At 65.6% G+C, this 24,374-nt stretch carries 26 protein-coding genes and 2 tRNA genes; 16 read left to right on the top strand and 12 right to left on the bottom strand.

Features of this window, described 5'->3' with window-relative positions:
* Positions 1–35: 35 nt before the first annotated feature.
* The 6 genes from flhB to flgB all read right to left on the bottom strand — a co-directional run bounded on the left by flhB (position 36) and on the right by flgB (position 3,421).
* Entirely contained in the window at positions 36–1,103 is a 1,068-nt protein-coding gene (gene flhB, locus B5Y19_RS00325) for a flagellar biosynthesis protein FlhB (protein WP_055728983.1), read from the bottom strand.
* Between the two features lie 7 nt (positions 1,104–1,110).
* Positions 1,111–1,869 carry a flagellar biosynthetic protein FliR gene (gene fliR, locus B5Y19_RS00320; RefSeq protein ID WP_055728984.1) on the bottom strand — a complete coding sequence of 253 codons (759 nt, stop codon included), beginning with the start codon at positions 1,867–1,869 and terminating at the stop codon, positions 1,111–1,113.
* Positions 1,870–1,946: 77 nt separating this feature from the next.
* The gene (gene fliQ / locus B5Y19_RS00315; protein WP_055728985.1) at positions 1,947–2,213 is read right to left on the bottom strand and encodes a flagellar biosynthesis protein FliQ; all 267 of its coding nucleotides are present in this window, start codon (positions 2,211–2,213) and stop codon (positions 1,947–1,949) included.
* A 24-nt stretch (positions 2,214–2,237) separates the two neighbouring features.
* A complete protein-coding gene (locus B5Y19_RS00310; RefSeq protein WP_055728986.1) occupies positions 2,238–2,561 on the bottom strand; it encodes a flagellar hook-basal body complex protein FliE in 324 nt (107 codons plus the stop codon).
* A gap of 33 nt (positions 2,562–2,594) precedes the next feature.
* Positions 2,595–3,005, bottom strand: coding sequence for a flagellar basal body rod protein FlgC (flgC, locus tag B5Y19_RS00305; protein WP_055728987.1), 411 nt, complete (start codon positions 3,003–3,005; stop codon positions 2,595–2,597).
* Between the two features lie 14 nt (positions 3,006–3,019).
* Positions 3,020–3,421 carry a flagellar basal body rod protein FlgB gene (flgB, locus tag B5Y19_RS00300; RefSeq protein ID WP_139384203.1) on the bottom strand — a complete coding sequence of 134 codons (402 nt, stop codon included), beginning with the start codon at positions 3,419–3,421 and terminating at the stop codon, positions 3,020–3,022.
* Between the two features lie 210 nt (positions 3,422–3,631).
* Between flgB and B5Y19_RS00295 the strand changes: the two genes are divergently transcribed.
* Together B5Y19_RS00295 and fliP are read left to right on the top strand one after the other, a co-directional pair.
* On the top strand, positions 3,632–5,023 hold the full coding sequence (locus B5Y19_RS00295; RefSeq protein ID WP_176168529.1) for a flagellar biosynthetic protein FliO: 1,392 nt from the start codon (positions 3,632–3,634) through the stop codon (positions 5,021–5,023).
* Positions 5,024–5,246: 223 nt separating this feature from the next.
* Positions 5,247–5,957, top strand: coding sequence for a flagellar type III secretion system pore protein FliP (gene fliP, locus B5Y19_RS00290; protein WP_055728009.1), 711 nt, complete (start codon positions 5,247–5,249; stop codon positions 5,955–5,957).
* 130 nt (positions 5,958–6,087) lie between these two features.
* Here the strand turns inward: fliP and rnd are convergent, their stop codons facing one another.
* Complete coding sequence (gene rnd, locus B5Y19_RS00285; RefSeq protein ID WP_055728008.1) at positions 6,088–7,227, bottom strand: ribonuclease D; 1,140 nt, start codon at positions 7,225–7,227, stop codon at positions 6,088–6,090.
* A gap of 247 nt (positions 7,228–7,474) precedes the next feature.
* Here rnd and aspS point away from each other — a divergent pair, with 247 nt between their 5' ends.
* The 5 genes from aspS to B5Y19_RS00260 all read left to right on the top strand — a co-directional run bounded on the left by aspS (position 7,475) and on the right by B5Y19_RS00260 (position 12,003).
* Complete coding sequence (gene aspS, locus B5Y19_RS00280) at positions 7,475–9,253, top strand: aspartate--tRNA ligase (RefSeq protein ID WP_055728030.1); 1,779 nt, start codon at positions 7,475–7,477, stop codon at positions 9,251–9,253.
* A gap of 6 nt (positions 9,254–9,259) precedes the next feature.
* Complete coding sequence (locus B5Y19_RS00275; protein WP_055728007.1) at positions 9,260–9,628, top strand: hypothetical protein; 369 nt, start codon at positions 9,260–9,262, stop codon at positions 9,626–9,628.
* A gap of 15 nt (positions 9,629–9,643) precedes the next feature.
* Positions 9,644–9,946, top strand: a complete 303-nt coding sequence (locus B5Y19_RS00270) for a hypothetical protein (RefSeq protein ID WP_055728006.1) — start codon at positions 9,644–9,646, stop codon at positions 9,944–9,946.
* Positions 9,947–10,036: 90 nt separating this feature from the next.
* Positions 10,037–10,918: a glycosyltransferase family 2 protein gene (locus B5Y19_RS00265; protein ID WP_055728005.1), complete on the top strand. Its 882-nt coding sequence runs from the start codon at positions 10,037–10,039 to the stop codon at positions 10,916–10,918.
* The gene (locus B5Y19_RS00260) at positions 10,915–12,003 is read left to right on the top strand and encodes an acyltransferase family protein (RefSeq protein ID WP_055728004.1); all 1,089 of its coding nucleotides are present in this window, start codon (positions 10,915–10,917) and stop codon (positions 12,001–12,003) included. The genes B5Y19_RS00265 and B5Y19_RS00260 overlap by 4 nt, the downstream gene beginning before the upstream one ends.
* Here B5Y19_RS00260 and B5Y19_RS00255 read toward each other — a convergent pair.
* Positions 11,939–12,652: a CatB-related O-acetyltransferase gene (locus tag B5Y19_RS00255; protein ID WP_079590940.1), complete on the bottom strand. Its 714-nt coding sequence runs from the start codon at positions 12,650–12,652 to the stop codon at positions 11,939–11,941. The two genes, B5Y19_RS00260 and B5Y19_RS00255, sit on opposite strands and share 65 nt — an antisense overlap.
* Positions 12,642–14,483: an aq_1923 C-terminal domain gene (locus tag B5Y19_RS00250; protein ID WP_055728003.1), complete on the bottom strand. Its 1,842-nt coding sequence runs from the start codon at positions 14,481–14,483 to the stop codon at positions 12,642–12,644. The genes B5Y19_RS00255 and B5Y19_RS00250 overlap by 11 nt, the downstream gene beginning before the upstream one ends.
* A 207-nt stretch (positions 14,484–14,690) precedes the next feature.
* Here B5Y19_RS00250 and B5Y19_RS00245 point away from each other — a divergent pair, with 207 nt between their 5' ends.
* The 4 genes from B5Y19_RS00245 (at position 14,691) to B5Y19_RS00230 (ending at position 15,866) form a co-directional block, all read left to right on the top strand.
* Positions 14,691–15,170: a DUF192 domain-containing protein gene (locus B5Y19_RS00245; protein ID WP_055728002.1), complete on the top strand. Its 480-nt coding sequence runs from the start codon at positions 14,691–14,693 to the stop codon at positions 15,168–15,170.
* A 131-nt stretch (positions 15,171–15,301) separates the two neighbouring features.
* A tRNA-Pro gene (locus B5Y19_RS00240) sits at positions 15,302–15,378 on the top strand.
* A 68-nt stretch (positions 15,379–15,446) separates the two neighbouring features.
* A complete protein-coding gene (locus B5Y19_RS00235) occupies positions 15,447–15,752 on the top strand; it encodes an ETC complex I subunit (RefSeq protein WP_055728001.1) in 306 nt (101 codons plus the stop codon).
* Between the two features lie 37 nt (positions 15,753–15,789).
* Positions 15,790–15,866: transfer RNA gene (locus tag B5Y19_RS00230), tRNA-Arg, on the top strand.
* A 398-nt stretch (positions 15,867–16,264) separates the two neighbouring features.
* Here the strand turns inward: B5Y19_RS00230 and B5Y19_RS00225 are convergent.
* On the bottom strand, positions 16,265–16,681 hold the full coding sequence (locus tag B5Y19_RS00225) for a hypothetical protein (RefSeq protein ID WP_176168528.1): 417 nt from the start codon (positions 16,679–16,681) through the stop codon (positions 16,265–16,267).
* An 88-nt stretch (positions 16,682–16,769) separates the two neighbouring features.
* On the opposite strand from B5Y19_RS00225, the gene B5Y19_RS00220 reads away from it, so the two are divergent.
* The 3 genes from B5Y19_RS00220 (at position 16,770) to B5Y19_RS25525 (ending at position 20,199) form a co-directional block, all read left to right on the top strand.
* Positions 16,770–18,107, top strand: coding sequence for a hypothetical protein (locus B5Y19_RS00220; RefSeq protein WP_210190109.1), 1,338 nt, complete (start codon positions 16,770–16,772; stop codon positions 18,105–18,107).
* Positions 18,108–18,378: 271 nt separating this feature from the next.
* A complete protein-coding gene (locus B5Y19_RS00215; RefSeq protein ID WP_055727999.1) occupies positions 18,379–19,236 on the top strand; it encodes a hypothetical protein in 858 nt (285 codons plus the stop codon).
* A 654-nt stretch (positions 19,237–19,890) separates the two neighbouring features.
* Positions 19,891–20,199, top strand: a complete 309-nt coding sequence (locus B5Y19_RS25525; RefSeq protein WP_139384202.1) for a hypothetical protein — start codon at positions 19,891–19,893, stop codon at positions 20,197–20,199.
* Positions 20,200–20,235: 36 nt separating this feature from the next.
* On the opposite strand, the gene B5Y19_RS00210 is transcribed toward B5Y19_RS25525, so the two are convergent.
* Positions 20,236–20,445 carry a hypothetical protein gene (locus B5Y19_RS00210; RefSeq protein WP_055727998.1) on the bottom strand — a complete coding sequence of 70 codons (210 nt, stop codon included), beginning with the start codon at positions 20,443–20,445 and terminating at the stop codon, positions 20,236–20,238.
* A gap of 325 nt (positions 20,446–20,770) precedes the next feature.
* The gene (locus B5Y19_RS00205) at positions 20,771–21,772 is read right to left on the bottom strand and encodes a helix-turn-helix transcriptional regulator (protein WP_079590938.1); all 1,002 of its coding nucleotides are present in this window, start codon (positions 21,770–21,772) and stop codon (positions 20,771–20,773) included.
* A gap of 127 nt (positions 21,773–21,899) precedes the next feature.
* Here B5Y19_RS00205 and B5Y19_RS00200 point away from each other — a divergent pair, with 127 nt between their 5' ends.
* Both B5Y19_RS00200 and B5Y19_RS00195 read left to right on the top strand, forming a co-directional pair.
* On the top strand, positions 21,900–22,964 hold the full coding sequence (locus tag B5Y19_RS00200; RefSeq protein WP_244555432.1) for an acid phosphatase: 1,065 nt from the start codon (positions 21,900–21,902) through the stop codon (positions 22,962–22,964).
* 347 nt (positions 22,965–23,311) lie between these two features.
* Complete coding sequence (locus B5Y19_RS00195; protein ID WP_079590936.1) at positions 23,312–24,325, top strand: DUF1254 domain-containing protein; 1,014 nt, start codon at positions 23,312–23,314, stop codon at positions 24,323–24,325.
* Positions 24,326–24,374 lie beyond the last annotated feature (49 nt).

Here is a 24,374-nt window from a genome sequence, read left to right as displayed (position 1 = left end):
ATGGCGGCCGTCCTTCCTTCGCATTTCCTGCCGAGTTAGGCGCGCCGACCCTTCAGGCGCAAGACGTAACCGATGACTTCGGCCACGGCCTGGTAATGTTCGACAGGAATTTCGTCGTCGATGTCGACCGTGGCGTAGAGCGCGCGCGCCAGCGGCGGGTTCTCCACGATCGGCACGCGATGCTCGCCGGCGACCTCGCGGATCTTGAGGGCCATGCTGTCGACGCCCTTCGCCAGGCAGAGCGGCGCCGCCATGCCGGGCTCGTATTGCAGGGCGACGGCGAAGTGCGTCGGGTTGGTGATGATCACCGTCGCCTTCGGCACTGCCGCCATCATGCGCTTGCGCACGCGCTGGGCACGGATCTGGCGCAGCTTCGCCTTGATCTCGGGATTGCCTTCGGAGTTCTTGAACTCGTCCTTGATCTCCTGCTTCGTCATCTTCTGGCGCTGGTACCAGGAGAAGCGCTGCCAGGCGAAGTCGCCGATCGCGATGATGGCGAAGAGGGCGAGCACCGCGCCCATCAGCTTGATGGCGAGCGAGAGCGTCGCCGGCATCAGGGCGGCGACGTTCATCTGCACGAAGGCTTCGAGCCGATCGTGCTGGTTCCAGAGCGTGTACCAGACCACGGTTCCGATCAGGGCGGTCTTGGCGAGGCCCTTGGCGAAATTGACCCAGGCCTCCTTGCCGAACATCCGCTTGGCGCCGGCCATCGGCGAGATCCGGTTGAACTTCGGCATCAGCGGCTCGAAGGTCCAGAGCGGCTTGTGCTGAAGCATGGCGCCGGCAAGGCCGGCGCAGAGGATGAAGGCGAAGGGCAGGCCGAGCGCCATGAAGCCGGTGAATATTCCCTGACGCGTGACCTGCATGAAGGCGGCGCCGTCGGAGGGGACCTGATGCGCGTTCATCAGGAAGCCGCGCAGCGACAGCATCGCGTCGCGGGCCGACCAGCCGGCGGCGACCAGCAGCGCCAGCGTGAAGCCGCAGAGCACGAAGAAGGTGCCGATCTCCTGCGATTTGGGGACGTCGCCTTTCTCGGTGGCCTCGTCCAGCTTTCGCTGGGTCGGGTCCTCTGTCCTGTCCTCATTTTCGGTATCTTCGGCCATCGCGACCTCAGTTGCCGGTGAACTGGCGCAGGAAGGCGCCGAGATCGTTCATGAAGACGCTCATCATCACGCCGATGACGACGAGCAGGACGAGCATGCCGCCGAAGATCGAGGCCGGTACGGCGAGGAAGAAGACCTGGAGCTGCGGCATCATCCGGGCCAGCACGCCGAGGCCGAGATTGAACAGCAGGCCGAAGATCAGGAAGGGCGCGGCGATCTGGACCGCGAGCGCAAAGCCGCGCGCCGCCGACTGCACGGCGAGCGTGAGGATGTCCGGCAGATCGGGCACGCCGCCGGGCGGCAGCAGGCGATAGCTTTCATGGATCGCGGCGATGGCGATGTGGTGCAGGTCCGTGGTCAGGATCAGCGTGATGCCGAGCATCGTCAGGAAATTGCCGATCGAGGGGTTCTGCAGGCCGCCGGTCGGATCGACGGTCATGGCGAAGCCGAGCCCCATGGTCTGGGCGACGAGGGTGCCGGCCGTCTGCAGGCAGGCCATCACCAGCCGGGCGCAGAGCCCGATGACGAGGCCGATCAGCAATTCGCCGATCAGCAGCGCGACGACGCCGGAGATATCGGGGGGGATGCGCAGGGAGGGGCGGGCGACGGGCAGGATCATCAGCGCGATGAAGAAGGCGAGCGACAGCCGCCCGCGCGAGAAGATGAAGCGCTCGCCGATGCCGGGCATCAGCATGACGAGCGTGCCGACCCGCGCGAAGACGAGCACGAAAAGGGCGCTGATCTCGGGCAGGATCGCGATCTGCATCGTGCCGCGGGCACCTTCACACCAGGGCTGGCGCCGCGGGCCCGGCCCGGCAAGGGCCGGCAGCATTCGCGGCGAAATCATCCGCCCGTGGCGATTCGGGCGGCGACTCGCCCCATATAACCCGCCAGCGCGTCCCCCATGAACGGCAGAAACAGCAGGAGCGCGGCGAAGACGGCGATGATCTTCGGCACGAAGACCAGCGTCTGCTCCTGGATCTGGGTCAGCGCCTGCACCAGGGAGACGGCGAGGCCGACGACGAGCGCGATCGCCATCAGCGGCCCGCCGACCTTGAGGAAGACGACGATGCCGTCGCGGGCGACGTCGAGAATAGCTCCGGAAGTCATGATTCCCGTCCGATCCTGCCGCCGTCAGACCGGCATCCGCATGATTTCCTCATAGGCTGCGATGACGCGATCGCGCACCGCGACCAAGGTCTCGATCGCCGCCTCGCTCTCGGCCACGGCGGTGACGACATTGACGATGTCGGCTCGCCCGCCGGCGACGCTCGCGGTCTGGGTATCGGCCTTGCGACCGGCTTCGGCCGTGGCGTCGAGCGCCTTGCCGAGCAGGGCCGAAAAATCCGGGCCGCCCGCTTCCGCCCCGCCCGTGGCGATGGGCTTGCGCATCAGATTGCCGGCGCCAACCCCCTGGATGGAGGCATAGGCGCCCGCGGCGAAACCCGGAGTGGCCATGGCGGTTTAAGTCCCCTTCTGGAGCGGTGCGCGTCAGGCGCGCAGGATGTCGATCGTGCGCTGGATCATCCGGCGCGTCGAAGAGATCAGGTTGAGGTTGGCCTCGTAGCTGCGCTGGGCCTCGCGCATGTCGACCATCTCGACCAGCGAATTGACGTTGGGCATCTGGACGTTGCCGTTGGCGTCGGCGGCCGGGTTGCCGGGCTCGTGCTTGACCTTGAAGGCGCTCTGATCGCGCTGGACCTTGCCGAGTGCCACGAGCTGGGCGTCGAGCTCGCGGTCGAAATGGCGCTGGAAGGTCGGGACCTTGCGGCGATAGGGATCGGCGCCGGCGCGCTCGGGGCCGGAATCGGCGTTGGCGATGTTCTCGGCGATGACCCGCATCCGGCCGGACTGGCTGCGCAGGCCGGAAGCGGCGACGGCGATGCTCTTGATCAGGTCCATGATCCGGCTCCCCGTCAGCGGCCCTTGCCGATGGCGATCTTCATCAGCCCGAGGCCCTTGCTGTAGAGCGAGGCGGCGAGCTGATAGTCGGACTGGTTCTGCGCGACCTTGAGCATCTCGTCCTCAAGGTTGACCGCATTGCCGTTCGGCGTGGTCTCGAAGCGCGGGGCTCCGGTGCCGTCGAAGCCGCCATTGCCGGTGGAGAGGCTCATATGGCCGGCGCTGGTGCGGGCAAGGGCGATCCCGGCACGGGCCGGATCGAGGGGCGGCGGCTTGAGGTCGAGCGGGCGGAAGCCCGGGCTGTCGGCGTTGGCGACGTTCTCGGCGAGGACCTTCTGGCGCGACTGCTGGTAGTGCATGCGCTGTTTCAGCGCCTGCATCAGGCCGCCGCCGATGCTCAAGCCGTCATTCGCCATGCCCCCAGCCTTCCGTCGCGTTGCCCGTCACTGGGCAAATCCTGCCGGGTGCATGGTTAACGCCCGGTTAAGTCTCCGGCATTTCGTTGGTTGCATTAACCACGCGTTCACCATGTTTCCCGATAGTGAAAGCGTTGTGCTATAGCCAAGGTGTTGAACCTCGGGCGGAACTTCGGCCGTCGGGGGCCGCCGTCGCAGATGAGGCAGACCTTGCAGAGCTTGTTCGGATTGGAACTCTCGACCGCGCAGAAGGTGATCGTCGCCTCTGTCGTCATCCTGGTGCTTCTCGCGCTGCTCGGATTGTTCGTGCGACAGATACAGGGGGGGCGGTTGCGCCTGCGCGGACAGGCGGGCGGACGCCAGCGCCAGCCGCGACTCGGTGTCGTCGACACCTATGATCTCGACCGGCAGCGCCAGCTCGTCCTGATCCGGCGCGACAATATCGAACACCTCGTCATGATCGGCGGCGCTTCCGACGTCGTCGTCGAGACCAACATCCTGCGCAGCGGCGGCCGGGCCGTGGCCCCGAGCTATGCCGAGGCGGCGCTTCCGGATCGTCCGCTGCCGCCGTTCGACACGCTGGTGCCGCCGAGCGAGCAGCCGGTCCGGGGAGGCGAGGAGCCCCGCAGGAGCGGTCCTCTGGCCGATCTGCCGGACATGCTGCCGCCGCTGCCGCACCGGACCGCGCCGGCCCTTGCCGATAACGCCGCGGCGGCTGCCGCGGGGGCTGGCGTCGCCGCCGCGCTCGGTGTCGGCGGAAGCGAGCCGCCGGCCAAGCCCGCGGCGCCACCGCAGCCCGCCGCCCCGCCGCTGACGACCGGCCCAGCGCCGAGCTTTGCGCGCGAGCATGCGCCGCCTCCGGCGGTCAGCGCCGGCGAACTCGACGACATGACGCGGCAGCTGGAAGAGGCGCTGAAGCGGCCCTTCTCGGCAGTTCGTCCCGCCAACCTGCCGGGCGAAGCGCCGCAGCAGGAGCCGCCGGTTCCGTCGGCGAAGCCTCTTGCCGGGACCGCGAAGCCTGCCGCGGAGCCGCCGAAGCCCTTCGTGGAGCCGCCGGCCCCGGTGCCGCCGGCGCCGGTGCCCGAGCCCCGGATCGAACCCCGTTTCGAGCCCAAGCTCGAAACCAGGCCGGAGCCCACCCCGCCGCCCGCGCCGCCGCGCCCGGCCGCTCTTCCGAGCGATGTCGAGGCAGAGCTTGCGGCTGCGCTCGGCCTGACGCCGGAGCGTGCTCCCGCCAAGGTGCAGGAGCCCAAACCCGTCGAGCCCAAGCCCGTCGAAGCCAAGGCGCCCGAAGCCAGGGCAGCGGAGCCGAAACCCGCCACGCCGGAGCCGCTCCCGGCCAGCGAACCGGAGCCCAAAGCCGAGGCGAAGCCCGCCGTCCCGGCCGATGAGCCGATCATGGATATGGAGGAGCTCGACGCGGCCTTCGAGCAGACCGAGAAGCCGAAGGAGCCCGCCGCGGAGGCGAAGCCGAAGGCCGACAAGCCCAAGGAGGACAAGCCGGCCGAGTCCGACCCGAAGGAGATCGACCCGTTCTCCGTCGATGCCATCGAGGCCGAATTCGCCCGGCTGCTCGGCCGCGACCCCAAGGCGAAGTCCTGAGCCGGGATCGCCTGGATGCCTCCGCCGGTCGATGAGCCGGCGGCCATCAACAGGAATGTCGGGACCTTGCGTCTCCTGCGCCGCGCATCGGTTGCGCGGCGTTTTGCTGTGGCTAGCCTCGTGCCGCCTGATCGCGTTGAGTCGGGCGTAGCGGCGGCCATTTGTGACATTGAGTTCCAGACCAGCGAGACGCTATCGTTGCGGGCGCGCCGCGCTGGCAGCCATGCTGCTGCTCGCCCTGCAGGCGACGCCGGCGCTGCCGCAGACGCTCTCGCTCGATCTCGGGCAGGGCGGGGGCGTCGCCGAACGGGCGCTGCAGCTGATCGCCGTCATCACGGTACTGTCGCTGGCGCCGTCGATCCTGATCATGGTGACCTCGTTCACCCGGATCGTCGTGGTGCTGTCGCTGCTGCGCTCGGCGCTGGGCACGCAGACCGCGCCGCCCAACGCCGTGATCATCGGGCTGTCGCTGTTCCTGACCGGCTTCGTCATGGCGCCGACGTTGCGCGAGGCCTACACCGGCGCGGTGCAGCCGCTGGTCGCCGGGCAGATCCAGCCGCAGGAGGCCTATAACCGCGGCGTCGTACCCTTCAAGACCTTCATGCTGAAGCATGTCCGCGAGAAGGATCTCGCGCTCTTCCTCGACATGTCGCAGGGGCCGCGCCCGCAGCAGCCCCAGGATATCGGCGTCGAGGTGCTGGTGCCGGCCTTCATGATCTCGGAGCTCAGGCGGGCCTTCGAGATCGGCTTCCTGCTGTTCGTGCCCTTCCTGATCATCGACCTCGTCGTGGCCTCGATCCTGATGTCGGTGGGCATGATGATGCTGCCGCCGGTGACGGTGGCGCTGCCCTTCAAGCTGATCTTCTTCGTGCTGGTCGACGGCTGGGGGCTGGTCACCGGCTCGCTGGTGAAGAGCTACGGGGTCGGGGGGTGAAGCGAGTAGCCGTCATGCTCGGGCTTGACGCGAGCATCTCGTGACGTGCGGCTGCGGGAACCTCCACCTGCCAGCGATTCTCGGGTCTGCGCTTCGCTTCGCCCGAGAATGACGGCGTGGCGATCGGGTTTCAGCTCACCACGACCCGGCCGCGCTGGATGCGCAGGCTGAGCGTGCCGTTCTTCAGCGCGAGCGCCTTTTCGCCGAAGACGCCGCGGCGCCAGCCCTGCAGGGCAGGGACATCGGACAGCTCGTCGGAGGCGATGGCCTCGAGGTCGTCGCTGGAGGCGATGATCTTCGGCGCGACGCGCTCGGCATCGGCGACGGCCTTGAGCAGGACCTTGAGCAGGTCGAGCACGGCGCCGTTGGTCGGCCGGCCGCGCTCGCGCTCCAGCCTGGGCAGGGTCTTCGGATCGATGGCGCCGGCGCGCTCGATCGCCGCCAGCACCTCGCCGCCGCTGCGGGAGCGCTCGAAGCCGTTGGGGACGGAGCGCAGCTCGGCCAGCGCCTCGACCGTGCGCGGGCCGCGCTGGACGATGTCCATCAGCGCGTCGTCCTTGAGCACGCGCTGGCGCGGCACGTCGCGGCTCTGCGCCTCGCGCTCGCGCCAGGCGGCGACCTCCATCAGCAGCGGCAATTCGCGCGGCTTGCGGACGCGACCCTTCAGCCGCAGCCAAGCGTTCTCCGGCTTGACCTCGTATGTCGCAGGCGAGGACAGCACCGCCATCTCCTCCGCCACCCAGCTCTCCCGGCCGCTCGCATCGAGATCGGCCTTCAGCGCCAGGTAGATCTGGCGCAGATGGGTGACGTCGGACTCGGCATAGGCGAGCTGCGCCTCGGTGAGCGGGCGGCGCGACCAGTCGGTGAAGCGCGAGGACTTGTCGATGCGCGCCTTGGCGAGGTCGTTGGCGAGCTGCTCGTAGCCGACCGAGTCGCCATAGCCGCAGACCATGGCGGCGACCTGCGTGTCGAAGAGCGGAGTGGGCAGCACGCGTCCGAGCAGCCAGACGATTTCGAGGTCCTGCCGGGCGGCGTGGAAGACCTTCACCACCGCCTCGTTGATCATCAGCCCGAAGAAGGGGGCGAGATCGAGATCAGGCGCCAGCGGGTCGACCAGCACCGCCTCTTCCGGCGAGGCGAGCTGGATCAGGCACAGCTTCGGATAATAGGTCGTCTCGCGCAGGAACTCGGTGTCGACCGTCACGAAGGGATGGGCGGCGATGCAATCGCAGGCGGCGGCGAGTTCGGCGGTATCGGTGATCAGATGCATGGTCTTCGGCTCTTAGAACATGTTTCGCCAAAGTGGAAACCACTTTTGCGACGAATACATGCTCAACCTATTGATCTCACGCGAATTCTTGGGGTTCCTCCGAATGGAGGATGCGCTGCGGGCGCTGGCGGGCCGACGAAGTGGCCGTTCTTGACATTTCGGGCGCGCGCGTGTGCTTAGCCCCAAGCTGCTGCCGGCCCGATTTGGCCGGCTTTCGTTGCCTTTCCGAAAGACCGATCCCGTGACCCTGCATCGCTACCGTTCCCATACCTGCGGCGCGCTCCGCGAGAGCGACATCGGCAACACCGTGCGCCTTTCCGGCTGGTGCCACCGCATCCGCGACCATGGCGGCGTGCTCTTCATCGACCTGCGCGACCATTATGGCATGACGCAGGTGGTAGTGGATCCGGATTCGCCGGCCTTCGCCGATGCCGAAACGCTCCGTTCGGAATGGGTCGTGCGCATCGACGGCAAGGTGAAGGCGCGCCTCGCGGGCACCGAGAACCCCAACCTGCCGACCGGCGCCGTCGAGGTCTTCGCGACGGGCATCGAGGTTCTGGGTCCCTCGGCCGAGTTGCCGCTGCCCGTGTTCGGTGACCTCGAATACCCCGAGGACACCCGCCTGAAGTACCGCTTCCTCGATCTGCGCCGCGAGAAGCTGCACAACAACATCATGCTGCGCACCAAGGTCATCGACTCCATGCGCCAGCGCATGAAGGCGGCCGGCTTCTCGGAATTCCAGACACCGATCCTGACCGCCTCCTCACCGGAGGGCGCGCGCGACTTCCTGGTGCCGAGCCGCCTGCATCCGGGCAAGTTCTACGCGCTGCCGCAGGCGCCGCAGCAGTACAAGCAGCTGATGATGATGGCGGGCTTCGACCGCTACTTCCAGATCGCGCCCTGCTTCCGCGACGAGGACCCGCGCGCCGACCGCCTGCCGGGCGAGTTCTACCAGCTCGACGTCGAGATGAGCTTCGTCGAGCAGGAGGACGTCTTCGCGACGATGGAGCCGGTGATCACCGGCGTGTTCGAAGAGTTCGGCGACGGCAAGACGGTCACCCGCAACTGGCCGCGCATTCCCTATGCCGAGGCGATGGCGAAGTACGGCTCCGACAAGCCGGACCTGCGCAACCCGATCGAGATGCAGGACGTTTCCGAGCATTTCCGCGGCTCGGGCTTCAAGGTCTTCGCGCGCATCCTCGAGGGCGAGAAGAACCGCGTCTGGGCCATTCCCGGGCCGGGCGGCGGCTCGCGCGCCTTCTGCGACCGGATGAACTCCTGGGCGCAGGGCGAAGGCCAGCCCGGCCTCGGCTATCTGATGGTTAAGGAGGATGGCGAGGGGCAGGGCCCGATCGCCAACAACATCGGCCCAGAGCGCGTAGCCGCCATCATCAAGCAGATGGGGCTGAAGGGCGGCGATGCCTGCTTCTTCGTCGCGGGTGATCCGGACAAGTTCGTCAAGTTCGCGGGCTCGGCCCGCAACAAGGTCGGCCAGGAGCTCAACCTGATCGACGAGAACGCCTATGCCTTCGCCTGGATCGTCGACTTCCCGATGTTCGAGTACAACGAGGACGAGAAGAAGGTCGATTTCTCGCACAACCCCTTCTCGATGCCGCAGGGCGGCCTGAAGGCGCTGACCGAGGAGGATCCGCTCTCGCTCAAGGCGTTCCAGTACGACATCGCCTGCAACGGCTACGAGCTCGCCTCCGGCGGCATCCGGAACCACAAGCCGGAAGCGATGGTGAAGGCCTTCGAGATCGCCGGCTATGGCGAGGAGACGGTGATCGAGCGCTTCGGCGGCATGTATCGCGCCTTCCAGTATGGCGCGCCGCCGCATGGCGGCATGGCGGCCGGCATCGACCGCATCATCATGCTGCTGGCGGGCGCGACTAACCTTCGCGAGGTCGCGCTGTTCCCGATGAACCAGCAGGCCGTCGACCTGCTGATGGGGGCGCCGGCCGAGGCGACGCCGAAGCAGCTGCGCGAGGCGCATCTGCGGGTCAACCTGCCCGAGAAGAACGGCTGAGCGACCATGGCCTGCCTGCCTGCCGGGCGAGCGCTGTCGCTCGCCTGTATCCTCGCCTTGCCGCTCGGCGCCTGCGTCGCCGGCCAGGACACCAGCGCCGGGCGCGCCTCGGCGCTGGCGACGACGGTCTCGCGAGCCAGCGCCTGCAAGGCCGGCACGCCGCAGCGCACGACGCTCGACCGCTTCCTCGCGGCCGAGAAGGCGCGCGGCGCCAGCGACGAGCAGATCGCGGCCGCGCGTGCCGCCTATGTCGGCGTTTCCGAAGCCGAGATGATCAACCAGGGCGTGCGTCCGCAGCCCTGCACGGCCGAGGAACGGGCGCAGCTCCGGCAGCGGATGGGCCGCATCCGCGCCGGAAATTTCGACGCCTCCTGACCGCCGGCCGAGCCCATGACGATCCTCAAGCCGCTGGCCGCGGGGGCGATGCTGCTCGCCCTCGCCGGATGCACGAGCGTGGCCAATCCCCGGCCGGGCACGGTCGAATACGCTGCGGCGACCGTCTCGCGCGCCTATGATTGCGGCCTGCGCGTCGACCGCGGCGGCATCATCGCCCGACTCGACAGGCAGGACAGGCAACGCTTCGTCGAGGCCAATGCCCGCTTTGCGGTAAAATCCTACAAGGCACCGCATCGCTGCGACACGGCCGAGCGCGAGCGCGTCCAGGGCGAGATCGGCGTATTGGCGCGACGCTAGAGCCGCTTTGGGGCCAACAAGCGTTGCCCTGGAGACGCTGGGCTCTGAATTCGCTTGCGTCCGGCGCGCGGTCGAGGCCACAAGGCCGCGATGCCCGCCGCCTCCGTTACCGCCATCGTCGTCAGCTACGACAGCGCCGAGGTCCTGCCCGCCTGCCTCGATGCGCTGGCGGCCGAGGGCGTGCCGGCGATCGTCGTCGACAATGCCAGCGGCGATGCGAGCCGCGAGGTCGCTTCGGCGAAGGGCGCGCGGGTGATCGCCAATGCCCGCAACGAGGGCTATGGCCGGGCGAACAATGCCGGCGTGGCGGCGGCGACGACACCCTATGTGCTGATCGTCAATCCCGACCTGGAGCTGGGACGGGGGGCCGCGGCCGCTCTGGTCGCGGCAGCCGGGCGCTACCCCGATGCCGGCATGCTGGCGCCGCGGATCGTGGAGCCCTCGGGGCGCATCTTCGTGCAGCCGCGCTCGCTGCTCTCGCCTGATCACCTCAACCGCAGCGGCGCCATGATCGTGCCGGAGGGCGACGCCTGTCTGCCCTTCCTCTCCGGCGCCTGCCTGCTGATCCGGCGCGAGCTGTTCCTCGCGCTCGGCGGCTTCGACCCGGCGATCTTCCTGTTCTACGAGGATGACGACCTGTGCCGGCGGATGCGCGATGCCGGCCATGCGCTGATCCATGTCCATGGCGGCGAGGCGCGGCATGGGCGCGGGCGCTCGACGGCGCCGTCGCCGCAACGGCGCTTCAAGGCGCGCTGGCACCTCGCCTGGTCGGAACGCTACATCGCCCGCAAATACGGGCTGCCGGAGCCGGGGCCGATCCGCACGCTGGAGAATTTCGCGAAGGCGATCGGCTACGGCCTGCTGCTCAGGCGCGAGAAGATGAGCGCCCATGCCGGCTCGGTCGCAGGCGCGCGCGCCTGGGGGCGCGGCGAGACGGCGCTGGCACGGGAAGGGCTGGAGGTTTTGCCATGATCGGGCGTGCGCCACGCGTCTCAGAAGCGCTCGCCAATCCGCACAATAATTTCGGCCTGCTGCGGCTGGTGATGGCGGTCGCCGTGGTGATCTCTCATGCCTTCAGCGTCACCGACGGGCGGATCGAGCAGGAGCCCTGGTTCGCGACGACGGGCTTCACCCTCGGCGAGCATGCGGTCAACGGCTTCTTCGCCATCTCCGGCTTCCTCGTCACGATGAGCTTCCTGCGGCGCGGCTGGCGCGACTATGTGCTGGCGCGGGTGCTCAGGATCGCGCCCGGCCTGATCGCGGCGGTGCTGGTCGTCGCGCTCGTCCTCGGCGGGCTGATGACCAGCCTCGACAGGTCCGCCTATTTCAGCGATCCGCGGCTGTGGCGCTTCATCACCGCGACGCTGACCACGTTCAAGAGCGCGGCGGCCCTGCCGGGCGTGTTCGAGAACAACCCGCTGCAGTTCCCGATGGGGACGGTGTGGACGCTGAAATACGAGACGCTCTGCTATATCGGCGTGCTCGTCGCCGGCGTCCTTGGCCTGCTCGCCAGGCCGCGCCTCGCCCTCGCTGCGCTGGTGGCGCTCGCCTTGGGCGTGGTCATGCGGGAGGAGCTGACGCCGCTCGGGCCGAAGAGCACGGAGACGGCGCTGCGCCTGCCGCTGATCTTCCTCGCCGGCGGCGTGATCTACCTCTATCGCGAGCGGGTGACGCTCTCGCTGCCGTTGCTGGCGCTGGCGCTGCTGGCTCTCGTGCCGCTCTCCTTCACGCCGCTCTACAAGGCGGCGCTCTATCTCGTCACCTCCTGGGGCCTGCTTGTGCTCGCGCTCGCCCCGGCGCTGACGCGGCGCTCGCGCGAACCGCCGGCCGACCTGTCCTACGGGGTCTATCTCTATGGCTGGCCGGCGCAGCAAGCCCTGCATGCGCTGTTCCCGAGCCTGGGGGCGGTCACGCTGCTGTGGCCGTCGCTCGCGGTGACCTTCATCGTCGCGGCGCTGTCCTGGTTCCTGGTCGAGAAGCCGGCGCTCGACCTCAAGCGGCGCCTGCTGCAGGGCTCCTGGCCGCAGCGGCGAATTCCGCGACCCGGTCGCTCATGATGAGCGGCAGGAGCGGCACGAGCTGCTCGCGCGGCAGCTCCCACCAGCGGCTATCGAGCAGCGCCGCGACCGTTGCCTCGTCGAAGCGCAGCCGGACGATGCGGGCCGGGTTGCCAGCGACGATCGCATAGGGCGGCACGTCGCGCGTCACGACCGCCCGGGCTGCGACCACGGCCCCGTGGCCGATCCGCAGTCCCGACATGACCATGCATTGCGAGCCGAGCCAGACGTCGTGGCCGATGACGACGTCGCCGCGCGTGGTGTCGTATCCGGTCACGCCCGCGGCCTCGGGCCAGAGGCGCGGCATTGCCGGAAACGGGTAGGTCGTCGCCCAGTCGAGCCGATGGTTGCCGCCGAGCAGGATCTCGACGCCGTCGGCGATCGAGCCGTAGCGCCCGATGGCGAGCCGCGCCCCGCTTTCCGGAAAGCGGATCTTCGGCCGGCCATAGGTGTGGGGACCGAGGACGAACTGGCCCGGCCGCCGGGCGACGAGATGCGCCAGATGCAGCCGGGTCTGGTTGTCGGGGTTCAGCCGCCTGCGCAGCCAGCCGCGCGGGACCGCGGAGAGCCCCGCCCACCACGCCTGCAGCGGGGAGGGGCGCCAGTCGCGGTCCTCGGCGGCGGCGAGGCCCTCCAGATCAGAGGGCATCGGCCTTGAGGTCGATCTTGTCGAAGATCTCGGTCGGTTCCGTCATAGTGATGACGTCGGCGAGGCCGAGGCCGGTCTGCGACTTGGCGCTCGCCGCGACGTTGAGCGTGCCGGGCTTGGCGACGAAGCGCGAGACGGCTGCGGTCAGCGCCTTGGCGGCGTCGGAGGGGCCGAGGATCGCAGCGAGGCCGAGGCTCGCGATCATCGCATATTGCTGGCGGACCTCCTCGGCCTTGCGCTTCGACTTGCGCGCCTCGTTCTCGATCAGCTTCTCGATCAGGCCGAAATTCTGTAGCTTGACCTGCAGGCCGCGTGCCGTGGCGCCGAGCATCGCGACCTGGGCCAAAGCGAGATCGTTGGAGAACAGGTCCTTGGTGACATTGCCCAGCGTCCCGGAGGCATCGAGCTGGACAAGGCCGGCGCTGCCCAGCGACAGGCTGCGGATGGCGATCTCGTTCTTCGCGGCCTCCCAGGCGAGATCGAGCTTCGCCGAGAGGTCGAGCGAGCGGATGCCCATGGCGATCATGTCCTTCGCCGCGGGGTTGCCGCTGCCCTCGACGATCGGCGTCACCAGCCGGTCGATGGTCAGCGCCAAGCTGGTCGGGATGCCGTTGAGCTGCTCGCCGGCCTTGAGCTCGAAGGTGCCGAGCGCGATCTTGATCGGGTCCTTGCCGGCGATGATCGGCGGCGCGTCGATCGAGATCCCGGTCAGGCGCATGGTGCCGAGCGTCGGGATGAAGCGGCGGAAGTCGCTCTCGTCGAGCGGCTTCTCCGGCTCCATCAGCACGGCGCGCAGCTCGCGCAGCACCGGTGCGAGGGAGAAGCCGGAATAGCTGATCGAATCGACGCCGCCCTTCGCCGGCCCGGAACTGAAGCGCAGGCCCTCGACGGCGAAGCCGGATTTGGCGGGGGCGTTCTCGCCAAAGGCCATGCGCGCGATCTTCATGTCGACCGTCTCGGGCTTGTCGCCGGCCTTGGGCGGCGGCGAAACCGTCATGACGAAGTCGCGGGCCTCGCCGCTGCCGTATTCGAACATGTCGAAGAGCGCGAGGACGGAGAGGCCGAGGCGCCTCTCGGCTTCGCTCTTCCCGGCCGGCTTGCCGGCGTCTGCGTCCTTGCCGTCCTTGCCGGCGCTCTCCGCCTTCTCGGTCTCCTCGGCCGCCGCAGCGAGCTGGTTCATGACGTCGAGCAGCGGCTCGGGCCCGACCTTGGCGGAAAAGCCGCGGGCGGTGGTCTTGCCGAGCGACATCCGGCCGGCCTTGCCCATGTCGAGGCTGTAGCCATCCTGCTCGAAATTGCCGATCACCGGCAGCATCTTCTCCTCGACGCCGGGCGCGGCCTTCTCGGTGAGCACCCTGGCGGTCTGGCGCAGGTCGAGCGCGTCGAAGGCGGTGCGCTTGAGCTCGCCCTTCATCGGCCCGGTGGTGCCGGTGGCGGCGATCGACCCTTTCGCCGATTCGCCATGACCTATCTTGCCGTCGCGGATGTCGGTCAGGCGGATGTCGCGATAGGTCGTGGTCTGCTTCTGGTCGCCGATCGTCTGCACCAGATTGAGCTCGGGCGCGCTGATCTCCGCGGCGGTGAGGCGGGCGGCGCGCGTCGCCGCCGATTCGCTGCCCGCGCCGCTGAACAGCGCCAGGAACGCGTCCTTCTCCAGATTCGAGCCCTTGATCGCGATCTTCGGCGCGTTGATGACCAGCTTGCCGAGATCGATCTTGACGTTGTCGAGCTGGAAATCGGCCGCCCAGGCGGGGGCGGCAAAGGTCAGCAGGACGGCTGCCAGAGCCGTGCCGGCGAGGTGCGTCGGCCGACGAAGGCGCGCAACGGTCATATTGATCTCCTGCTTCGATTGCCGGGCGAAACTGCCGCAAGCGGATGGCGAAAGAAAGCCGCCTCGTGCCTATGGCTGGCGTCCCGCGTTCATATGATGACGAAAGGCTTGACCGGAAGCCGGGCGAGGGCTCCATCTGCCGAAGATTTGCCATCGATCTTGCCCAAAGCGGTGCATCGGCGATGGCCGCCATGGAGTCGAGACGTGATGCACGCCGTCAGAATCGTTCTTGCCGCGATCGCCGCGGCCTGGCTTGCGCTCGTCCCGGCCGGTGCGGGCGCGCAGGGGCAGCCCGCCGCCGGCGCCTCCGGGCTCGAGGCGCTCGTCATCGTCAGCGGCGGCACGCGCCACGCCTTCCAGGTCGAGGTGATGCGCACGCCCGAGCAGAGGGCGAAGGGGCTGATGTATCGCAACTACATGCCGGCCGATCGCGGCATGCTGTTCGACTTCGCTGCCAGCGAGCCGGTGGCGATGTGGATGCAGAACACCTATATTTCGTTGGATATGCTGTTTATCCGGGCCGACGGCACCATCGCCCGGATCGCGGAACGGACGGAGCCGCTCTCGACGCGCACGATTCCTTCCGGGGAGCCGGTGCTCTCCGTGCTCGAGATCAATGGCGGCGTCAGCCGGCAGCTCGGCATCAAGCCGGGCGACAAGGTCGAGCACGCGCTGTTCAAGCGCTGAAGGCGGGCGTTTCGACGCCGGCTTTCGGATCGCGGGCGGGTTCTCCCGTCCGTCGCTTCGGTGCGGGCGGCTTTCGCTTGCGGGCGCGGCCTGTGGCATGATAGCGAACCGCAACGTTTGGAATGCCTCGTCGGGGTATAGCGCAGCCCGGTAGCGCATCTGCTTTGGGAGCAGAGGGTCCCAGGTTCGAATCCTGGTGCCCCGACCATCATTCCAGGCTTCATGAAGCGGCTCGCGTCGCGAGCTGCAAAGGTTTGGTGACGGCAGAGCGCTTTCATGACCGCACGCATCTATCGCCCGGCCCGCACGGCCATGCAGTCCGGCACGGCCAAGACCGAGCGCTGGTTGCTCGAATACGAGCCGGAGCGGCCGCGCGAGATCGAGCCGCTGATGGGCTGGACCTCGTCCTCCGACATGAAGAGCCAGCTCAAGCTCTGGTTCGACAGCGAGGCCGACGCCGTCGCCTACGCCACGCGCAACGGCATTCCCTACCGCGTCGAGCAGCCGAACGAGGCGAAGCGCCGCGCGATCTCCTATTCGGACAATTTCAAGTTCACCCGCCTCGGCCAGTGGACGCATTGATCTGACGACGACAGGCGAGGGCACCACCCTCGCTTCCGGGCCCGTAGCTCAGTTGGATAGAGCAGCAGCCTTCTAAGCTGCTGGTCGCAGGTTCGAATCCTGCCGGGCTCGCCACTATTGTTTTTATTGAGGAATTTCCGGTTTTAGGACCGTTTCGGGGTTGGCTTTAGGACTGGTTTTTAGGACCGTTTTCGAACGCTCCGAATCCGGCCGGGAAGGACGGTCTTGGGGACCGTGCTGTTCAAGGTCTGGGCGACGATGATGTTGACGTTGTCGAGGACCTGATCATCGCCATGATCGACGAGGGGTGAGCGCGGGGCGCGCACACCCGCTCGCGTCGGATGACCGGGCCGGGCAACTTCGGCCGCTACGCGACCTCGGCCCGCCCGCTCCCCCGCCGATGACTCTCGCCCGGAGATGCGCGCGGAATACCCCTTTCACAGATCGTATTCCCTATAAGGATATGTAAGGAATACGACTACTGAAGGGGTTTTTCCCGAGAGAACTCCCCCTCAGGCCGCGCGGGATTTTGCGCGGCCGGTTGCCTCGTAGCGCCGATCCGAATCCATGTGCAGGCACAGCCCATACCGGGCGCGACCCAGAACACCTGCATGATGTTCGACGAGAACCTTGAGCAGGCGGAGGTTCACCAGCAACGTGTGGCGAGCGTCTCCCCGATGGCGAAAGCCGAGATTCCGGCCGCGGGTCTGGTTGAACTCGTCGATGTGACGAAGGCCGACGAGATCGTTGCGGCCCGTCCAGGCATTCAACGCCTGAAGCTGCTCGTACTCGAATGGCGTCATCCAGGGCATGGTCTGGAGAATGTCGCGCCCGATCAGCGCATTCGATCCCCGAGCCCCGACATGGGTCATGGTGTCGGTCAGCGTCTTGACCCGGTTGGAAACGATGAACCAGGAGTCCTTCGCCATGAGACCGCTCCCGCCTCGTAACTGATCTCAGAGGGCCTGCTCGCAGCAACCAACTACGAGTGGTCCCCCGTGTGGTTTCGACGCATAAATGAAGCTGGGGCTCAAGCCTCAGGGCGAATTTGTGGAGATTGCAATGGCCGATACCGCAACCCACGTGAAAGACGCTGTCTCACTACAGGAAGCAATCCGTCAAAAGGCCACCCGCATCGAGGTCGAGGGCCAGATCACTGATCTCTCCAGCCTGACGCTACCCACCAGAACCCACTTGTACGGCGCAAGCAACGGCGCAGAATTGTGCTTCAAGGAAGGACAGCCTGGATTGATGCTCAGCGCCGACAACCGGATCGCCGATTTGCGCTTGCTAACCGATGAGACACAGGTTGCGCTCGGTCTCGCGGACGACCAGGACGATCTCGGCGTCCTGATAATCAGCAATGTAAAGACCGTAGGTCGCGTCCATCTGGAGGGCAGCCGGGCGACGCGCGGCACTTTGAAACTTGACAATATCCACGTTGAGCGGGCCGACGCGCGGATGGCGGCTCACCGTCCGGCAGGCTTCGGTGTGGAGGTACTGCTTGGAGGGCTCACGGTCTATAATTCTTCGAAGTCCAGGGCGAGCCGCTGGACGTTGACGGCTCGAAACCTGTCCGGCGGGAGTAAGGAAAACCCGCTGGGTGGAAGTGGCGTATTTGTCTTTGGCGGATGGTCCGTCCCAATCGATGCCGACCCAAGCCAAGGCCCTGCGCCGACTCAGGAGGGGGGCAATATTGACTTGGAGATGCTGACCACTGGCGAAGTCCATTCGGACGGTGGCATCCCGAAAGGCACGTCGAACTTGATAACCGGGGGTGTTTTCGTCGGCTCGGGTGTTCATGCCCGGAGCGTCGTCAACGAGGGTTCTGTAACGACCTACGGCCCCAACGACATGGTGCTCGACAATTGGGGCAAAGTCGATGCCTGGAGGGGGCACGCAACTGTCGTGTCTTATGGCGACAGCGGCATCGGTTTCGTGAATTTCGGAGACATCGACCTTCTGAAGCTCGAAGGCCCCATCGAGACCCACGGCATCGGTGCACGCGGCTTCAACCTTTACGACGGCTCGCTGAAGGTAGCCGAGTTCCAGGCTATCACGACCTATGGCGACGGAGCCATCGGGGTGCAACTCTCCAAGCCATTCGGAACGATTGCCGTGGAACGGGATATCCGCACCAAAGGCGGCGAGGGTGAGAGCTTGGTCCGGGGCAAACTCGTTCACCTCAAAGCGCACGCCTTGAGCCTCAAGCCGGGAACTAAGGGAGACGAGTTCAAGGTCAAGGGTCACGTGATCGCTGAGAACAGCGACGTTCCCGACTACGACTTTGTAGCTCCGCCGAGCGTGATCGACCACCTGGAGGTTGGAGGAAAGGCGATTTCCTCTCCGCAATGACCTTCGGTTGGGCCTGGGTCGATGACACTTCGTCAGCTTCCCCAAAATGGGGCCACCGACCGATCATTTGAATTTCGACTTTCCGGCCCTGCCTGCCGTAGGATGATAAATATTGAAGCGCGGCCCGGCAGGCCAAGACGGAACATCCTCACCCGAACGATCAACCTCCGTTGGAGGGAGAAGAAATCGTTGGAGAGAATGGCCACCATCCAGTGGCGAGAACCCTGCACGACTGCCGGACGTGCAGGGTTTTTCATTACTGGATTTGAGCATGATCTATTCGAACACCGACACCGAGAACTTCAACACGTTGTGGCACGAACACATCGGCCCGAAGCTTGGCAAAGCGCCGCTGAGGCAGTTCCTCAAAGCCACGCAAAAGCAGGAAAAGTGGTTCGCCGACATCGTCCGTCCGAGGCTGTTCCTGCCGGATCAGTTCGGCGGCATCTATTACCCGGTGGACGTGACGACGTTCTCGGTTGGTCGCAACCACCACGTGGCGGAAACGATCGCTTCCGAAGCCGATCCGCTGACAAACTTCGGGCGTGATCCGTGGTCGGCTTTGACCTACTTCGCCAATCCACTTCGCGTCTGGCACCGTAGTCCAGTCGGCGAAGACCCGTCGATCAACGAGGCTTTCGCCGCCGACGCCCCGAAACACCGCGTGGTCCTCGGCGACTACCACATCCTGACCTACGAGTTCGATCAGAACGATGTCGAGTTTCTGAAGGAGCAGCTTTCGTGGTTGCGCTCCTCGGGGAACAAGCTCGATTCTCGTATTGGCGGCCTCTTCAAACATTGCTCGGGCTATGCCGACTTCGCCGGAATCACTGTGAACTACAGCGGCAGCAAGAGCCTGCACATCCACGTCGTGTTCTCGACCGCTCTCGCCCGCCAGAAGCTCGGGCTAGACGGCTGCGGGGCGACTGATCTGCGCGATGGCTTCGCCGCCCATTGGGAACGGCTCCACGAGACGCTGCTCCCGATCCTGGGCGTCGAAGGTATTCGCGCTGACTCGGCGCTTCGGTTCGCCGAAGCTTTCCGCCGCGTGGCGTTCTTCTGTCTGACGGGACAAGCCGCGGATGACGCGCGGATGCGGCGGGCGATTGAAGCGGTCTTGATCCGCTAGTCAGGGGAGAGACCGCCGCTGCCCCTTCGAATATCGTCAAATTCAGCACGACAGAAATGTGCGCGGACCACCAGCCTCGCGCACGCTTCCGAAGCCGGCCCCAACCTTGCGCCGCCGAGTTTCGAACAGGGCATGTCAGCCCAGTTTGAAACGAGAGCGGGCGAGATGGCGTCAAAGCGGGACGATCTTGGTTTCAATTCGAGCCCCAACGAGCAGACGGGGCCAGCCAGCCTATGAACCTTACCGAGTACATCGTCTCGTCGAAATACGGTCAGTGCCGGGCTCATCTGAAGAGCGCATATCTTTGCCTCACTGGTCTGAAGCCGGAAGACGAACGCCTGCGTGAGGCGATCGAATTGGTTCTAGGCGCCGTTGGTCGTGCCGAAAGTGCCGGCGCATCCTCAAATGTGATCCCGTTCCCCAGGAAAGAGAAAGCATCGGGCTGAGCTCTCACGCGCGCTGTGCGCGCATGGCAAAATCTGTAATTGCGTGTGTGGTCGATTACCTGGCCGTTGCGGCGGGAGGCGCGGGGAGAAGATCGGAGGCCCACTCCGGGGGCTCGCGCGACGCGCTTGGGGGGTGAACGCCGAACCGCGGCCCTTACCATGCGTTTCTGTTGGATCAGACCTGGCCACAGCCAAAAGGAGATCCACGATGCGCCGGTTCATTATTCTAGCGGCGCTTTTCGCCGGAGCGGCGGGTCTTTCGCCGGCCAGCGCCAGCGAAGCGCTCCCCTCGGCTTTTGAGAAGCAACTCGACAGACTGCCTGTCGAATTTGCGCGTCACACGCGCGAACACCGAATGGCAGAGATCGAGTGGAACATGAGGCGTCAGGACCGCTGGCGCCATCGCTACCGCGATGATGGCTATGGCTATGGCTACGGCCGGCGCTACGGCGGTCCGCCGCCTTGGGCGCCTGCCTATGGCTACCGTCGCCAGTATCGCGATTGGGTCGACGATTGACGGTATCGGAAGCTGGCCAGTCGGGCACGGCGTCGTTTACTTCGCCAGCTTTGCGATGATCCAAGCCGCGAGCCTTGGGCGAGGGGGCGGAGGATCCTCGGCAATGAATGGGCCGTGGACTTCGTAGACATACTCCTCGCGCAGGATCTGGCTGATCGACAAGCGATCCAGCAAGCGCATCTTCCTGGCCGGTGACTCGGAAGGCGTCGCGACCGAAAGAAGCGCGCGTTGGCTCAAGGTGTTCATTCCGCTCTCCCATGGTGGCCTTCACCGGCCATTGGTCCATGGGAGCGGATTCAGTGCTGATCGGTCTGTGATGCTGATCACGCAAGCCGGACGCGCCAACCGGTTCCAACCGGTGCCGGGCGCCTCCAACCGGTTGGTGCACCCATCGTCAGAGTGGAGAACACCGACCTGACGTTATTGCAGGCGTGTCCTCGCCCTCAGCATCCACCGGCCTTTGCAAGATATATTTTGAGACTCCACTTCGAACCAAATGCTCTAGACTTGCTCAGCTTCTTTCCCGGCACATCGGCACACCCTAAAGGGTGTGCGCCAGGGCGAAACGCATTCAGCCGAGCTGCGACTGCTCGCGAAACCGACGTGGCGTGATGCCTGTCATCCGGCGGAAGGCGCGACTGAAATGCGCCGGATCGGTGTAGCCGGAGGAAAAGGCGACATCGATGATCCTGCTGTCGGTGTCCCGCAGAAGCCTGCTCGCATGCTCGTACCTGACCGTGTCGAGCACATCCGAATAGGTAAGGCCCGCACGGGCGAGCCTGCGTTGTAGTGTCCGCGCGGTGACGCCTGCGATCTCGGCGACGTCGGCAAGAGCGGTCGTTCGCTGCTCCAGATAGGCCGGCAACATCATCTTGAGCAGTCCGACAATGTCATAGGCAAAAGCGTTTCCGTCGTGATCCTGCGGGGGGAGGACCGAAGCGGTCGATCGATTGGGGAGACCAAGCAGCGTGATCGGCAGGCTGATCGAGGCGGCGTTCTGCCCCGACAGAAACTGAACATTCGGCCACGAGGATCGCGTGGCCGGGGTTGGTGTATAGGACGATTCAAAGGCGATCGCCGTCGGCATCCACTCAGGACCGGCGAATTGGCGGACGATGTAGATCGAGAAAATATTCTGGATCCATTGCGCGTACTTCAGGTGCAGCAGACCCCTTGTGCCGGCGAGCCTGCTGCAAACCCGCACGTGATCCACATCATGCTCGATCCACATGCTCAGAATGGTGTCTTCCCGCGACGCCCAGTAGCAGGCATGCCGGAGGGCGACGAGCAGCGTGGGTGAATGCGCAATCAAGGCGCGCGTCTTTTGCCTCAGATGCGAGAAATGCAGGCGCTGCGCGGCGAGGAAGCCGAAATCCTCGATGCCCTGCGTTCTCTGGGCGTTGTCGACGAAACGCAGCGCCGGCAGGAGCGGAAGGTAGAGATCGCTCTTCTCGGCGAGAGACGTTGGCAGCCGGGACCGCTCCAGAAGCGTCTCCGTCGGAGCGCCAACGTCCTCGAGGATGCTGACGAAGGGCAGGAGGAACTGGCCGCGCGTCAAAGGGATATCAGCCATCGGACCTCGCCGCGATCATCCGGTCAGCGCCCCTCGAGGGATCGAATCTGGGCGCGCTTGCGACCGGCGCAGCGGGAACCGTACCCAGAGGTGATTGTCGCGAAAAGGCAAGACGAGCAGGTGCCCCATGCACGAAATGCTCGCAACGACATTCGCTGGCCGATGGGGCCGCGATCGCGTGCTGCCAGGCCCGAGGGCTCGCGGAGGGCGGGCAGGGCAGGGGGCAAGCAGCAATGTCCGGCGCAACGGTGCGCGATCTCGTCATCGGGTTTTCGCAGGACGTGACGCAGCACTGGCCTGCCGCAGCAACGGGCCGGTTCCGACTGGGGCACTCATGAGTTTGGCAATGTCGAAGGGAATGCGAATGTCGAAGACCGAGACTGTCGTGCGGGCCGGGCATATTTCCCTGCTCGCACTGCTCGCCTTCTGCGGACAGGCGCAGGCGGGCGATGCCCAGCCCAAGGTCTCCGACCCGCATTTCAAGATCGCGCCGGGATATCTGGAGCAGTCCGACCTGCCGAACAGCCTGGTCTTGCTCGGCCCGCCCCCCGAGGCGGACACGGCCGCGCTGGCTCGGGACGAGGAAATGCGCAAGGCGACGATCCCGCTCCGAGACACCGGGCGCTGGAAGCTCGCCTCGGCCGACGCCGATCTCGCCTTTCCGCAGGCGGCCGACAATTTCTCCTGCGCGATGGGTGTGAAGATCGACAGCCAGCAGACTCCGCGCCTCTACGCGATGATGCAGAAGATGCTGTCGGATTTCGGCCTCTCCACCTATGGCGTGAAGAACAAGTACAACCGGATCCGCCCGTTCGTGGTTCACAACGAGGCGACCTGCCGGGCGGATCAGGAGGCCATTCTGCGCCATGATGGCTCCTATCCGTCTGGCCACACCGCAGCAGGCTGGGGCTGGGCGCTCGTGTTCGCGCAGATCAACCCCGAGCGCGCGGATGCTCTGCTCAAGCGCGGTATCGAGTTCGGGCAAAGCCGCGTGATCTGCAACGCGCACTGGCAGAGCGATGTCGATGCCGGGCGGATCATGGGCGCGGCGACCGTTGCGCGGCTGCAAACCGACCCGACCTTCCTTGCCGATCTCAAGGCCGCGGAAGCAGAGATGAAGGCAGCAAAGGCCAAGCGGACAAGCCAGATGCCAGATTGCGCCGCCGAGGCGGCAGCGTTGTCCGGGCAGTGATGGTTCCGGCCGGCTCCGAAAATCGAAAATGCCCGGCCTCTCCGACAGAAATCCGTTGGATTGAGATTTCAATTATCTCACGAGATGGCAGATCAAATTTGGCTGACTGCAACTAGATTTTCTATTTTATGGAGGGTCTATGGAGCGAGATATTTCTGAGATTGCGGTTGTTACAGCGACATCAATTATATATACGCTGGTATGCTGGGTATTTATCGCGATTTTTGATATCAATAACTAAAATTACCTGTACAGAATATTATTCTGACCCTAGTTAAAGTCGCGCGTGAACTCATTCGATCTTGCCCTTGAATAATGGATCAAAGATACAAATGAGGTACTGTTCAATGCGAATGACCTTGGTCTATGGCCTGGGCTTTCTGATTCTCGCACCCTGCGTGGCGTCCGCACAGCCCGTTCCGGTCAATGTCGACAACTTCAAGCGGGCCGAGTCCGATTTCTATATGGCCAAAACGGCCGAGGCAGGTGGTCTCGGCAAGTTCGTCCATAACCGGACGCCGACGCCGATCGACAAGCAGCCCGTGGTCCGGATGAACCGGGATACCCTCTATTCCCAGGCGCTCTTCGACCTCGACGCCGGCCCGGTGACCATCACACTTCCCGATGCCGGCAAGCGCTTCATCTCGATGCAGGTCATCAGCGAAGACCATTACACCCCGATGGTGGTCTACAAGCCCGGCCGCACCACGCTCACCAGGAAGAAGGTCGGCACCCGCTACGTGTTCGTCGCGGTCCGTATCCTTGTCGACCCCAACGACACCAAGGATCTCGCGCAGGTTCACACCCTGCAGGATGCACTGAAGGTGGAGCAGAAGTCGGTCGGCAAGTTCGAGGTCCCGAACTGGGATCTGGCTCAGCAGAAGAAGATCCGCGAGGCGCTCGAAACGCTCTCCGCCACATCAGGCAACTTCAGCAATGCTTTCGGCCCGAAGGGGAAAGTCGATCCGGTCAAGCACCTGCTCGGCACCGCGGCCGGCTGGGGCGGCAACCCCGACAAGGATGCAGCCTACCCTTCCGTGACCCCTGCCAAAAACGACGGCAAGACGGTCTACAAGCTCCGGCTCAAGGATGTCCCCGTCGACGCGTTCTGGTCGATCAGCGTCTATAACGACAAGGGCTTCTTCCAGAAGAACGAATACGACGCCTATTCGGTCAACAGCATCACCGGCAAGAAGAGCGCCGATGGCGCGATCGACATCCAGTTCGGCGGCTGCGACGGCAAGATCGCGAATTGTCTGCCGATCACGCAGGGTTGGAACTACACTTTGCGGCTCTACCGTCCGCGCGCCGTGTTCCTGAACGGCACCTGGAAGATGCCGGAGGCGCAGCCTGCATCGTAGAAGGCGGCTCGATCGAGCGGCCGAGGCTGCGGGTCTGCCCGGGCAATAA

The organism is Allobosea thiooxidans, assembly GCF_900168195.1.
Lineage (GTDB): Bacteria > Pseudomonadota > Alphaproteobacteria > Rhizobiales > Beijerinckiaceae > Allobosea > Allobosea thiooxidans.
This window is presented reverse-complemented; position numbering and strand designations above follow the sequence as displayed.